Raw genomic sequence first — 13,020 nt, forward strand, 5'->3', positions numbered from 1 at the left:
ATTAATTTATGCCTAAAACGTTCTATATTTCAGCTTGTTGTATAGTTCAGGATTAAAATTTTTCATTTTGTGTGATTTTTTTACTGTTCCGTATACCAATAAGAAAACCAGCAAGGCCAAATGGCTAAAGAAGAAGCATTTTCCGCATTAATACGTGAGCATCAAGGGCTACTTTATAAGGTAGCATCGATATATACGAATACGAAACAAGATCAAGAGGACCTCTTTCAGGAAATCGTATACCAACTTTGGAAGTATTTTGATTCGTTCCGAAAAGAGTCCAAAATAACCACTTGGATGTATCGTGTAGGCATGAATACGGCCATAACCTATTTAAAGAAATCCAAAAGGAAAGAGATCCATGCCGTTCCTATATCCGAAGTTGTTGTGGGCAGTAGTGAAGTATTGGATGAAGTTTACGAAGAGCGTTTAAAGCAGTTATATCATCATATACGACACCTGAACGCCTTGGAAAAAGGACTGATGCTCTTACTGTTAGAGGGAAAAAGCTATAAAGAAATGGCCGAGATTACCGGATTGAGCGGCTCTAATATAGGCACGAAAATCTCCAGGATCAAATCCAAACTAAGAAACAACATGACAAAACCTTAACTCATGGAACTAGAAGAATTACAAACGGCATGGACAGCGATGAGCCACGAATTGGAAAAACAAAAGGAACTTACTAATGATATTATTATGGAAATGACAAAAGAGAAATACAAAGCTAAATTTAGGACCATAACCAGTTATGAAAAAGCGGGAACTTTGGTCTGTGTGGCATCTGCGGTATTCATTTTAATACAAGTAAATAAGCTAGATACCTGGTATTTGCTTGCTTGTGGGCTGTTTGCCGTATTATTTAGTATACTCTTGCCTTTCTTGGTCCTGCGTTCCCTAAAGCGTATTCGCCAATTGGATATTATTAATTTAAACTACAAGGACGCACTACTTAAATACACCCAAGCGAAGACCAATCTGCTGAAAATACAGCGTTATGGGAGTTTTGCCGGCATGTTGTATTTGGCTGCTTTTTTACCTACCGTAGCGAAGATACTCAATGACAAAAATCTTTTTTTAGAGCCCTCTAGTTTGCTATGGAAACTTGGCATAATGGCTATTTTTTTGATACTTTTTACCCTTTGGGGTTATGGTCATTACAAACGTATTACCAATGCTGCGGAGCAATTGATAAAAGAATTGGAATAGGGTAAAAAACTCACTCCGTCAACTTTTTCTGAATATAGTTTAAAATTAACATCCAATTCATTTTTAATAGGAGGGAGGCTGTGGGCACATTGTCATCCGCAATGGCGGAAATTATCGCATCATGCTGGTTATCGGATTTGTTATAGAACGAATCGTCCGTCATGAATGCCCTTTCATAAAAGAATATGCGTGTTTTTAAGTCATTTAAAATTTGTAAAGCCAAATGGTTATCATGCCCTTTGGTAAGCAATCTATGAAACTCTAAATCGGCCTGTATGCGTGACAGTGCATCCTTTGCGTCTTCAAAAACCTGTTGTTGCAGCTTAAGCGCTTCAATATCCTGCGTATCGAATTCCGTATTTTCAATGGCCATAACCTCTAAACTGGCCACAAGATTGTACAGGTCTTCCGCTTCTTTTACATCCAGCTCGGCTATAATAAAACCTCTATTGGGTATGGCCTTGATGATATTGGCCTGCTGTAATTGGGTCAGGGCTTCCCGAATTGGGGTAACGCTGATATTCAATTCTCTTGAGAGCGCAGCCAAATTTATGGTTTTTCCTATTTGAAGCTCGCCCTTAACCATTTGGCTCAAAAGATGATCTCGTACTTGCGTTCTTAAATTTACTTTCGTTATCATATAATCGTATATCGTATACGATTTAAACTGGAAATTCTAAAGTTTATTGCTGTACACCCCAGTGTTAAGCCATACTAATTAAATGATTAGTACAAGAATGAATCAATTCTGCTATGTTAAAGTACTAACTATCAACCTAACAGCTTATACTAAATTTAATTACCTCCCGTTCATATTATTCACACCCACAAAACAAATAATATGAAAATTTCAGTAGCAGTATTCAAAAGAATCGCCCTTATTATGATGGGCGTGGTTGTCATTCTTAGTTGTAGTGATGAAACGGAAACAGAGGAAAACGTGGAACTTACCTCCACGGAACTTAAAACTATTTTGGAAACCGACGATGTTTCCGGAGCAGTAGATACGGTTTTATCAGATTTATATATGAATAATAGTACTTCAGGTAAATCGGCTAAGAACGACGACTGCTATAATGCGGAATATACGGATACCGGCTATACGGTGACTTTTAACAACTGTGTTTTGAACGGTAGCGACAATGTGAACGGTACTTTAGTGGTTACCTACAATTTAGATAATGAAACCGCCTCGTATACGGCAGTTTATGAAGATTTTTATGTGGGTGAAATTAAAATAAACGGTACCAGAACCTATGTTTTAAACGGAAATTCCAACGAAAATGTGGTTTCGTTCGCAGTAACGAGTAATATGTCTCTGGTATTAGAAGATGGTTCCACTGTTTCAGAAAATGGAACAAAGACATTTGGAATTACTTTTGGAGATAGTCTTGAGTCCACCACATTCTCCATTGAAGGTGACTGGACATTAATGGCCGATGGTAACACATATAATGTAAGCGTAATTTCTGCTTTGCAAGGTAATCTAAACTGTGCATACCTTAATACTGGCAACATGACCATAGATAAAAACGGTTTAACGATAGGTGTAAATTTCGGAGACGGTACTTGTGACGACATAGCGCTAGTAACATACCCCAACGGGGTAGAAGAGGAAATCACCTTGAAGAATTAAACATAAATTCAGTCATACAAAAAAACCTATAATACCTTATTAGGGGTTTTCTTTTATCTCATTACAATGGAAGGTGATAAGCTCGCTTAAATTTTTAAAATAAAGAAAAGGATATGATTGATTAGGTCATATCCTTTATAACTTAGTTGCCGATCCATTAGGAAGTAAATTCCCTTCTCTGTTCCCAACGTATACGCTTACTACCTGAATTACTTGTAAAAAAAGCGAATTTTTTTGATGTCGTTGGGGATAAGTTCCTGTAATGCTTCATAACCCCGATTTTTAATGATTGATGATTGTTGTAATTAGTGCATATGGTTCCTAACCTCTGCCCATTGTACTCTTTTGCTATTCCTGAAATTTGAAAAGAAAGAGTGTCTTCTAGATTCTGTTGGTGATTTTCTGTTGAAAGTTCTCATGATGTTCGTTTTTAATGATTGATGAAAATTGATTGATGATTGATTATTGTTGTAATTAGTGCATATGGTTCCTAACCTCTGCCCATTGTACCCTTTTTGCTATTCCTGAAATTCGAAAAGAAAGAGTGTCTTCTAGATTCTGTCGGTGATTGTCTGATGAAAGTTTTCATGATGTTCGTTTTTAATGATTGATAAAAATTGATTGATGATTGTTATTGTTTTTCTTATGTCTAATAGACGAGGGCAAATAAGTTTTGCTACAGTACTATGTAATAAAAGGTACTGCTTTTAACATTATTTAACAAAATCAAAATTATCGAATCAATTAATTAATTGATTTTCAAAATTTTAAATAAATCAAAGGCTACGCTTTAGTTAAATAAAAACAGGATAAACGAGTAAAAAGATGCTCAAACACAGCTTCGCCTATTCTTGTCTGCACAGAAAATCCTCAGTTTTATACCGTATATGCCTTTGTGAAAGTGGTCTGGCAGTGAGCTTTTATATGTACTCGATATCGAAATCTATAATGATAAAAAACTTGCGTTTTAATAAATGGAGGCTTTACTTTTAATACCTTGTAGCTTGCCTTATGGTCATTTGCTTTTGTTACGGAATAAAAATTGGTACAGAAGAGGATAGGAGGGATGTGTTATTCATACTCCTACCGTATTCATTTAGAAGGGTACGCCAAAAAAAAGGTTACAATGTTTTTAAGTATTCCAAGAGCGCCAATCTTTCGGTATTGGTAAGCTCATCCCCGAATATATGTCCGCCATTACCATAACCCTTAAGGTTAGTGTTATAGGTATTCTTATCGGACTGGCCTGTTTCTACCGTATAATTCCAACCTACTTTATTCGTGTCGTAATCAGCGTTATCAAATGACCTTTTCCAAAATTCAGGTCGGGCCTTACTGTTCAACATATCCATTAAAGTGGGTACCGAACCGTTATGAAGGTACGGCGCTGTAGCCCAAATACCATCCAGAGGTGGCGCAACATAGCCACCCTCGGGAACTATTTCCAAGGGACTCCCGAATGTTCCGAACCAACCGTTATTGAACCAATCTAGAAAATACGTGTTGAGCTCAGAAGGAGTGTTGTAATGATTAGATAATTCGGGGTCCGTTTGAATACTTTCCAAGGCCACTAGGAAATTGGGATACGTTTCTTGCTCCCCGTATGTACCATGACAGGAAGAACAGGTGTTTTCAAAAACTACTTTCCCTTCCCCAGCTAAATCCGAATTTACCTCAAATGGATAATCAGGGGCCTCCAAGCTATAGATATACGCGAGTATATCTTCTACTTTCTCATCTACTTCAATAGCTTTTTCCGTACCGTCAATGGTTAGAAGACTAGCGCCAATAAAAGATTTACAAAAATCCATTCTTCCCATCGCATTGAAAAACATGGCATTTTTCTTTTTTAACAACCACCATGCAGGAACATCTGTAGGAATTACTTCATCCGGTAAATCGACTAGCGGATCATCTTGCCATTCTAAGGTGTTTTTATCCCTATGAGATACCAGTACTTCGGCAATTTTGTTCGCTGGGTTAACACCGCGGCTCAGTGTCATGGTTTTGGGTCCCAATGCGGTTATGCTTTTGGCAAACTGTTGATAAGAGATTGCTTCGGGACTGTTAGCTCCATACACCGAGTTGATGGCCGTGGTTAGTAGGGCCACATTATCCGCCCTGTTCGTAGTGTAATCACCATCATGCTGCCCTAAACCAATCACATATTCATCGTTTATAAAAGAGGAATGACAATTCAAACAATTGGGCGCTACCGCCCTAACACCGTTTTTAGTTATAAAAGCTGTATTGTCGTAAGAAATAACCGCGTTATCACCAATTCTGTTCAAGATATTGGAATTATCCTCTCCATAAAGTCGTAACCAAGCATCATATGGTATTCCGGCACTCATATAATCGCCAGAAAATAGATACTGTTCCCCTTTCTCCGCATCTCCGGGTCGCTGCACGGACTCCGGGATTGCGGTAGTTCGTATAATTTCGGGTTCAGGTTCTTCTACAACTTCTGGCTCCTCTATAATTTCCAATTCTTCCGCTAAATTTTCACTAGAGCAAGAAGGTAGTACCAGGATAAATGATAGTAAGCAAAGTATTTGAAATTTGTATTTCATCCTTGAATAGAGTCTATATAATCCTTAAAAGTAATTAATGCCATTATATTCTACCGATTATACGGTTAGATGGCCTATTTTGTCGACAAAAGGCCTTTGTCAAATACTTACATTGGCTCTTACTTGAAAATTAAAATACAAATCTTATCTTTGTAACAATTCTGATAGCTTAGTAATTACACGTTACTTCCTTAACAAAGCGCAAGAACTTAGTACCATACGTTGTTATAAGTCGTTTATTCAAGTTCCTTTACATTGCTATAACTCAGATGTACATCTTATAATATTTTAAAATTATCAATGGCAAAATCGCAACAGACATTTAATAAAACTGAAAAAGAAAAGAAGCGTTTGAAAAAACGTGAAGAAAAGAGGAAGAAAATGCTTGCTCGGAAAGCAGAAGCTAAGGAAAACGGTACTTCAGGTATTCCTTTGGCTTATGTAGACTTTAACGGAAATTTAGTGGATACACCGCCAGACCCTTCGATGAAAGTGGAAATAGAGGCGGAAGACATCGTATTAGGTATTCCTAAGAAGGTTCCGGGAGAAGAGGAAGCTTTTGACCCCATTAGAAAAGGAAAGGTCTCGTTCTTCGATTCTTCAAAAGGATTCGGTTTTATAATTGACGCTGAGAACAACGAAAAGTACTTTGTTCATGTAAGTGGTCTTATCGATGAAATCATTGAGAACGACAATGTTTCTTACGAGCTAGAAAAAGGGATGAAAGGCATGAACGCAGTTCGTGTCAAAAAAATCTAAGGCTCTACACCGCCATTATTTGATTTGAGGGAAGCCAAACGTAATACGGGTTTAGTTATATTGGCCTTCTTTGCTATCTATGTTATTTGGGGTTCCACCTATCTATTAAACAAAATTGCAGTAACAGAGTTACCTGCGTTCATGTTAGCAGGTATACGTTTTGTTGTGGCCGGGTTATTAATTTTTATAATCGCCAAAATCCTAGGATTTCCCTTAAGGATTACAAGGAAGCAATTTATAAACACCATTAAGGCAGGATTCTTGTTCCTGACCTTTGGTAATGGAGTCGTTGTTTGGGCCCTACAGTTTGTGGATAGTGGCTTTGCCGCCTTGGAGGTTTCCGCCCAGCCTTTGGTGGTACTACTTTTAATGCGCATACTACAAGGTAAAAGAATTCAACCCATGTCTATTGTAGGCGTCCTATTGGGTATTGTAGGTATCTATCTCTTAGTCAGTCAAAAACAGATTATAACCAAGGATGGTGCTATTTTGGGCATGATGCTCATCTTTGCATGCATGTTTAGTTGGGCCTATGGTAGCCTGTTCGTAGGTAAGGCCGATTTACCGGCGAACTATTTTGTAAACACCGGTTATCAGATGGTTACAGGCGGCATTTCTATGTTTCTAATAAGTTTGGTAATTGGGGAACAATGGATTTCTCCCACGGAATGGAGCCTTCCGGTGCTCTGGTCCATGCTTTTACTTATTGTTTTTGGAAGTATCGTAGCCTTTACGGCCTTTAATTATTTATTACAGGTGGTTTCTCCGGAAAAAGTGGCCACCTCGTCATACGTAAATCCAATTATAGCAATGCTATTGGGGTGGTACTTCCTAAACGAAGAAATTACAACGCAGTCCATAATCGCAGCGATAGTTTTATTAACGGGAGTTTATTTTATCAATACCAAAAAGAAGCTTACCCTATTTTCCCGTTTTTCTACAAAACAAGTTTCGGACGAAAAATCATAATACTATCCTTAAAAAGGAGGTAATGTTCAAAAAACTTAAGAAAATCATCTAACGTTAAAGTCATTATCAATCCTAAAAATCCAAGGTTGTAGGAAGTACATCCCCTATGTTCATATCTCCAATTCCTATGGTTCCGATGCGTACCCTAACAAGTCTTACCGTAGGGAACCCCACCGCCGCGGTCATTTTTCGAACTTGTCTAAATTTACCTTCGGTAAGCGTAATGCTAATCCATGAAGTTGGCCTGTGCACTCCAATACGTAACTTGGAATCTGCCGGAGGCAAGATGGGAAGCCCTTGTAATTTAGCAACTTGGCAAGGCTTGGTGGTGTAGTTTTTTCCAAATAAGCCAATAATGACCCCTTTACGGAGCTGAATTAGTGCTGCTGTTGTTATAACACCATCCAATTGAGCGTAATATTCCTTTGCTATGTTCGCCTTATTAATATGGTTGCTTAACTTTCCATCCGTAGTCATTAACAGCAATCCTTCAGACTTTTCATCCAAACGACCAATTGGCATTATTCCCGGAGGAAAATCATAGAGTTCTCCAAGGAACTTTTTCTTTCTAACCTGTCGCTTCTCACTGGAAGTTAACTGACTTAACATTCCAAATGGTTTATACAATTTGAAATGACTGGACTCGCTCATTTAGATGAAGATAATGAAGAAATTATACGGCAATACTTTCATTGGTCGGAAAGATACCCTTTTTAACCTAATGATTAGCAAAACCCTATAGAACATTGTACCTTTGCAGGCTCCCGAAAAAAGATAGTATGCAAGAGACCTTGATCGAATTACAGGAAAAAAAGACGGATAAAGAGTTGTATAGTTACCAGCAGGGTGCTATTCAGCAAATATTTGAAAAATTCGATAACGAACGGGAAGATTACCACCTACTATATCAATTACCTACAGGTGGTGGTAAAACGGTTATCTTTTCTGAAATCGTAAGGCAATACCTGAAAAATCATTCTAAAAAAGTATTGGTAATGACCCACAGGGTGGAGCTTTGCAACCAAACCTCTAATATGCTTACCGATTTTGGTGTCATGAACAAGGTGGTGAACAGTAAGGCCAATTTGGATGACCAAGAGGAGTATAGCTGTTTCGTTGCCATGGTGGAAACCTTGAACAATAGGTTGAATGATGACAAGCTGGACATTTCCGATGTTGGTCTCGTTATCATTGATGAGGCGCACTACAATTCCTTCACCAAGTTATTCAAGTTCTTTGAGAATTCGTTTATCCTCGGTGTAACGGCAACACCCCTGAGTTCCAATAAAGATTTGCCCATGAACGGTAATTACGATGAGCTGATTGCTGGGGAATCTATCGAAAATTTAATTGAAAACGATTTTTTAGCAAGGGCAGAGACCTTTCAATATGATATGGGCTTGACCTCGCTAGAAGTAGGTTCTAACGGTGACTACACGGTAAAGTCCTCATCGGACCTGTATACCAGTGCTTCTATGTTGAACAAACTATTGGAAGCCTATACCAAGCATTCTAAAGGGAAAAAGACCTTGATATTCAATAATGGTATCGAGACTTCCGTGCAGGTATACTACACCTTTAAGAATGCAGGATTACCTATTATGCATTTGGACAACACCGCTACAAAAAAACAACGAAAACAAATACTAAAATGGTTTAAAGAAACTCCGGATGCCATTCTTACTTCTGTCAGTATCCTGACCACCGGGTTTGATGAACCCACCATAGATACGATTATTTTGAACAGGGCCACCAAATCATTGACCTTGTATTACCAAATGATCGGTAGGGGCTCCCGTGTCCTTAACAACAAGTCAAAATTTACCGTAATTGACCTTGGGAACAACATGTACCGCTTTGGTCCTTGGGGTGCAGATTTGGATTGGAACGCTATTTTCAAGTCACCTAACTTCTACATGGACCGTATTAAGGATGATGAGGAGATAGAAGGTACTTTTAAGCATGACCTTTCCGAGGAAATAAAAGAAGAGTTCGCCAAATCGGAAAATACCTATTTTGATATTAAGGCAACCTATAAAGAGGCTACCTTCTCAGGGGAAAGTTCAAAAGTGGTTTTGGAGAAATCCATTGCCCAACATGCTTATATATGTATTGAAAACAGCGAAGATGTCTACGATGCCATTGCTTTGGCAAAACTCCTTAAGGAAGATATTGATAACAGAATACAGGTCTACGGTAAATGCATCAGTAAAAGCACCTATAATTTTATCAGTTGGTTAAAACTGGACTACCAGAAAAAACTAAATGCCTACCTCCGTGAGAATTTCGACAGGGTATTTGAGGATATTCATGGGTTTCCGCCAGAGGACTAGTAAATCGAATTCTTTCAACTCGCTGTTTTGGTTACGGATAGAAAACTTCTTTTTATCTATTAGAATTAGTGCATCCTATACCATTCATTTCCTATTTTTACAGGTATGGAAAAGGATTTAAAAATTGCTATTATTGGCGCAGGTGTAAGTGGTCTCATCGCTGCGCAAGTATTAGAAGCCAATGGCTTTTCACCAACTATTTATGAGAAGACCGATAGGGTAGGTGGTCGTGTAAAGACGGATATTATGGATGGCTATCAGTTAGACCATGGTTTTCAGGTTTTGCTAGATTCTTATCCCATGGCTAAAAAATACTTGAATTATGAAGACTTAGCACTTCAAAAATTCCTTCCTGGAGCCTTTATCTATAATAATGGAAAAAAGGTAGTCATCGGTGACCCTCTACGAAAACTATCCTTACTCTTCCCGACCCTTACCGCTGGTGTAGGAACTCTGTCCGACAAAATTGAAATTCTAAAGTTGAATACCGAGCTCAAGAAAAAATCCATAGAAACTATTTTTGAGGAAAAGGAAACCACCACGATGGACTATCTTAAAAATAGGGGGTTCAGTAATGAAATCATCGACTTATTTTTTCAACCTTTTTTTGCGGGAATTTTTTTAGAGGAAGCACTAAGCACCTCGTCTAGAATGTTTCAGTTCGTTTACAAGATGTTCGGAACGGGTCATGCAACGCTGCCAAAAACAGGTATCGGTGCTATTCCAGAACAATTACACAATACCCTAAAAACCACTAAGATCGTATATAATACCGCTTTAGTTAGTTGTGAGGATGGCAAACTGTTTTTTAAGGACGGAAGTACCAAAAGAGTGGACTTTATAATCATCGCCACCGAAGGTTCCGGTCTAGTGAAAAACCTGCGTAACCAAAAGGTACACTGGAAATCTTGCCAAACCCTTTATTTTACTACGCCTAAAAACAAGGACACAAGGCCATTAATAGGATTGGTCGCCAAAACGGACGCTTTTATCAACAATATCTTTTTCCATAATACTTTAAGCACGGAGAACTCTGGGTCCGATGAACTATTGTCGGTTACCGTGGTCAAGAATCACGAACTTTCGGAATCGGAATTGATCACCAAGGTAAAGAACGAGCTACAAGCAGAATGTAATATCGGTGACGTAAGCTACTTGAAGACCTACAACATAAAAAAGGCACTACCAGATTTAAAAGCTATTACCGCCAGCATATCCCCAACCGAAACGAGATTAACAGATGCTATTTTTCTAGCCGGAGATTATCTGGTAAACGGCTCTTTGAATGCGGCCATGCTGAGCGGCGAAAATGCGGCCTTGGGATTAATAGAGGTAGCCAAGGGCAAAAGCCTTTAATTGAAATGATAATAAACTTATATTTGATAGTGGGCAGCATCCTTTAATCTATTTCTCGTCCTGATGAACAGAAGAATATTCACAAAACATACCGCCGCAGGTCTTGCCCTAGCACTACTTCCTAAACCCATCTTTTCTATGGATAAGAAGAAAAATTATATGTTAGGATTGCAAGCGTTTACCATCAGGGATGCACTGAAGAAAGACCTAATCGGAAGTCTTAAAACTGTAAAGTCGCTGGGTTATGAGGACCTTGAACTATATGGGTTCAATCCAGAGAACACCAGTTATTACGGTCATGAAGCAGCTGAGTTTCGCAATATATTGAGCGATTTAGGATTGAGTTCTTCCAGTTGTCATTATGGATTTTCTGACTATTTAGAGGCATCCAAAGACGATTTAAATCGATATGTAGACGCCTGTATAAAAGGTGCAGCCACCCTTGATAACAGCTATATCACCTGGCCATGGATGGCACCGGAACAGAGAACGGAAGCGACTTTCAAAAAGCTTCCGGAACTTTTGAACCATATCGGAGAACGAATTACTAAGGCCGGATTAGGTTTTGCCTATCATAACCATGATTTTGAATTTTTAACCTACGACGGCAAAACAGGTTACGAGCGGATTATTGATGAAACTGATCCGTCTTTGGTAAAACTACAGTTAGATTTGTATTGGGCCGTACATTCTTCCCAAAAAAGTCCACAGGAGTTAATCGCCATGGCACCCGAACGCTTTGTCATGTGGCACATTAAAGATATGGACAAGATTACCCGAGATTATAGTGAACTGGGTAATGGTTCTATAGATTATGCAGCACTACTGCCTCAACTCGATACAAGTGCGTTAAAATATTATTACCTGGAACAGGGTGGTAATTATGCGACAAACTCCATGCAGAGTATTGCCGATAGTGCAGTTCATTTTAAAGAAAATTTACAACAATATTTATGAAAAACTTAAATTCTAGAATAGCAACATTAGTAGTACTATCCGCATTAGTATTAGGACAATCCTGTAAAGAGAAGCCGTCAGAAGAAACCAAAGGCGAACCTGTTGTGCATTATAATGAGCCTGCATCGTTGCTTCCAATTGATAAATTAAAACTGCCTGATGGTTTTAAAATAGAGGTGTATGCCGACAGCATTGATGGTGCGCGCTCCATGGCTATGGGCGATAACGGCACCCTTTTCGTAGGCACCAGAAACGAAAATACGGTTTATGCCATTCAGGATAGGGACCATGATTTTGTAGCGGACAGAACCATTGTTCTAGACACAACCATGGAAGTTCCAAATGGTATAGCCTTTAAAAACGGTAGCCTATATGTAGCAGAGGTAGATCGCCTATTGAAATTTTCAGATATTGAATCCCATCTTGATAGCCTGCCCGAACCAGAAGTCATTTATGACGACTACCCAGATGAATTTCATCATGGATGGAAGTACATTGCCTTTGGACCAGATGATAAATTATACGTCCCTGTCGGTGCACCCTGCAATATTTGCGATTCCACCGTGGTAGATGAACGTTATGCTACCATCACAAGAATGAACCCGGACGGCTCCGATAGAGAGATTTACGCTAGAGGTGTTCGTAATAGTGTCGGGTTTACATGGCATCCGGATACTAAGGAAATGTGGTTTACGGATAATGGTAGGGATATGCTAGGAGACGATATTCCCCCATGTGAATTGAATAGGGTTACGGAAGTTGGTCAGCATTTTGGTTACCCCTATTGTCATGGTGGGGTGGTAAAGGACCCTGAATTCGGTGACCAAAAGCCCTGTTCGGATTTCATTGCACCGGTACAAGCATTGGGAGCACATGTAGCTCCGCTTGGCGTTAAATTCAATACGGGCAAAATGTTTCCGGAAAAATATAAGGACTATGCCTTTATTGCCGAACATGGTTCTTGGAACAGGAGTAAAAAAGTAGGGTATAAAATTGCCATGGTCAAATTAGAGAATAACGTAGCGGTAGCTTATGAAACCTTTTTGGACGGATGGTTGGATGAGGCTTCTCAAGAGCGGTTTGGTAGGCCAGTAGATCTTCTGTTTTTAGAAGACGGCTCCATGTTGATTTCAGACGATTATGGAGATGCCATTTATAGGGTCAGCTATGAAGAGCCTTTAGTTGCTCAACGAGATTAATGCTCAGAGTTATTTGATTACAATTCATA

General features: G+C 38.9%; 12 protein-coding genes. 9 read left to right on the forward strand and 3 right to left on the reverse strand.

Annotated elements, in window-relative coordinates; all coding sequences use genetic code 11:
- Positions 1-120: 120 nt before the first annotated feature.
- Together BFP77_RS15685 and BFP77_RS15690 are read left to right on the forward strand one after the other, a co-directional pair.
- Positions 121-612 carry an RNA polymerase sigma factor gene (locus BFP77_RS15685; RefSeq protein ID WP_099574989.1) on the forward strand — a complete coding sequence of 164 codons (492 nt, stop codon included), beginning with the start codon at positions 121-123 and terminating at the stop codon, positions 610-612.
- A gap of 3 nt (positions 613-615) precedes the next feature.
- On the forward strand, positions 616-1,209 hold the full coding sequence (locus BFP77_RS15690) for a hypothetical protein (protein ID WP_099574990.1): 594 nt from the start codon (positions 616-618) through the stop codon (positions 1,207-1,209).
- 10 nt (positions 1,210-1,219) lie between these two features.
- On the opposite strand, the gene BFP77_RS15695 is transcribed toward BFP77_RS15690, so the two are convergent.
- Complete coding sequence (locus BFP77_RS15695) at positions 1,220-1,849, reverse strand: GntR family transcriptional regulator (RefSeq protein WP_099574991.1); 630 nt, start codon at positions 1,847-1,849, stop codon at positions 1,220-1,222.
- A gap of 201 nt (positions 1,850-2,050) precedes the next feature.
- Between BFP77_RS15695 and BFP77_RS15700 the strand changes: the two genes are divergently transcribed.
- Entirely contained in the window at positions 2,051-2,845 is a 795-nt protein-coding gene (locus tag BFP77_RS15700) for a hypothetical protein (RefSeq protein ID WP_099574992.1), read from the forward strand.
- Positions 2,846-3,966: 1,121 nt separating this feature from the next.
- On the opposite strand, the gene BFP77_RS15705 is transcribed toward BFP77_RS15700, so the two are convergent.
- The gene (locus BFP77_RS15705) at positions 3,967-5,418 is read right to left on the reverse strand and encodes a c-type cytochrome (protein WP_099574993.1); all 1,452 of its coding nucleotides are present in this window, start codon (positions 5,416-5,418) and stop codon (positions 3,967-3,969) included.
- 300 nt (positions 5,419-5,718) lie between these two features.
- Between BFP77_RS15705 and BFP77_RS15710 the strand changes: the two genes are divergently transcribed.
- Both BFP77_RS15710 and BFP77_RS15715 read left to right on the forward strand, forming a co-directional pair.
- Positions 5,719-6,177: a cold-shock protein gene (locus BFP77_RS15710; RefSeq protein WP_099574994.1), complete on the forward strand. Its 459-nt coding sequence runs from the start codon at positions 5,719-5,721 to the stop codon at positions 6,175-6,177.
- Positions 6,178-6,201: 24 nt separating this feature from the next.
- Complete coding sequence (locus tag BFP77_RS15715) at positions 6,202-7,146, forward strand: EamA family transporter (RefSeq protein ID WP_099574995.1); 945 nt, start codon at positions 6,202-6,204, stop codon at positions 7,144-7,146.
- Positions 7,147-7,218: 72 nt separating this feature from the next.
- Here the strand turns inward: BFP77_RS15715 and BFP77_RS15720 are convergent, their stop codons facing one another.
- Complete coding sequence (locus tag BFP77_RS15720; protein WP_099574996.1) at positions 7,219-7,797, reverse strand: pseudouridine synthase; 579 nt, start codon at positions 7,795-7,797, stop codon at positions 7,219-7,221.
- A gap of 128 nt (positions 7,798-7,925) precedes the next feature.
- Here BFP77_RS15720 and BFP77_RS15725 point away from each other — a divergent pair, with 128 nt between their 5' ends.
- From BFP77_RS15725 to BFP77_RS15740, 4 genes are all read left to right on the forward strand, one after another.
- Complete coding sequence (locus BFP77_RS15725; protein WP_099574997.1) at positions 7,926-9,479, forward strand: DEAD/DEAH box helicase; 1,554 nt, start codon at positions 7,926-7,928, stop codon at positions 9,477-9,479.
- 105 nt (positions 9,480-9,584) lie between these two features.
- Complete coding sequence (locus BFP77_RS15730; RefSeq protein ID WP_099574998.1) at positions 9,585-10,835, forward strand: NAD(P)/FAD-dependent oxidoreductase; 1,251 nt, start codon at positions 9,585-9,587, stop codon at positions 10,833-10,835.
- 63 nt (positions 10,836-10,898) lie between these two features.
- On the forward strand, positions 10,899-11,792 hold the full coding sequence (locus tag BFP77_RS15735) for a sugar phosphate isomerase/epimerase family protein (protein ID WP_218963480.1): 894 nt from the start codon (positions 10,899-10,901) through the stop codon (positions 11,790-11,792).
- Positions 11,789-12,991: a PQQ-dependent sugar dehydrogenase gene (locus BFP77_RS15740; protein WP_099574999.1), complete on the forward strand. Its 1,203-nt coding sequence runs from the start codon at positions 11,789-11,791 to the stop codon at positions 12,989-12,991. The genes BFP77_RS15735 and BFP77_RS15740 overlap by 4 nt, the downstream gene beginning before the upstream one ends.
- Positions 12,992-13,020 lie beyond the last annotated feature (29 nt).

The sequence above is a fragment of the Maribacter sp. 4U21 genome (genome assembly GCF_002742365.1).
GTDB lineage: Bacteria > Bacteroidota > Bacteroidia > Flavobacteriales > Flavobacteriaceae > Maribacter.

Bases quoted from the DNA above. Each gene is read 5' to 3' on its own strand.
- BFP77_RS15685 (WP_099574989.1), top strand. From the start codon at position 121: ATGGCTAAAGAAGAAGCATTTTCCGCATTAATACGTGAGCATCAAGGG.
- BFP77_RS15690 (WP_099574990.1), top strand. From the start codon at position 616: ATGGAACTAGAAGAATTACAAACGGCATGGACAGCGATGAGCCACGAA.
- BFP77_RS15695 (WP_099574991.1), bottom strand. From the start codon at position 1,849: ATGATAACGAAAGTAAATTTAAGAACGCAAGTACGAGATCATCTTTTG.
- BFP77_RS15700 (WP_099574992.1), top strand. From the start codon at position 2,051: ATGAAAATTTCAGTAGCAGTATTCAAAAGAATCGCCCTTATTATGATG.
- BFP77_RS15705 (WP_099574993.1), bottom strand. From the start codon at position 5,418: ATGAAATACAAATTTCAAATACTTTGCTTACTATCATTTATCCTGGTA.
- BFP77_RS15710 (WP_099574994.1), top strand. From the start codon at position 5,719: ATGGCAAAATCGCAACAGACATTTAATAAAACTGAAAAAGAAAAGAAG.
- BFP77_RS15720 (WP_099574996.1), bottom strand. From the start codon at position 7,797: ATGAGCGAGTCCAGTCATTTCAAATTGTATAAACCATTTGGAATGTTA.
- BFP77_RS15725 (WP_099574997.1), top strand. From the start codon at position 7,926: ATGCAAGAGACCTTGATCGAATTACAGGAAAAAAAGACGGATAAAGAG.
- BFP77_RS15730 (WP_099574998.1), top strand. From the start codon at position 9,585: ATGGAAAAGGATTTAAAAATTGCTATTATTGGCGCAGGTGTAAGTGGT.
- BFP77_RS15735 (WP_218963480.1), top strand. From the start codon at position 10,899: ATGAACAGAAGAATATTCACAAAACATACCGCCGCAGGTCTTGCCCTA.
- BFP77_RS15740 (WP_099574999.1), top strand. From the start codon at position 11,789: ATGAAAAACTTAAATTCTAGAATAGCAACATTAGTAGTACTATCCGCA.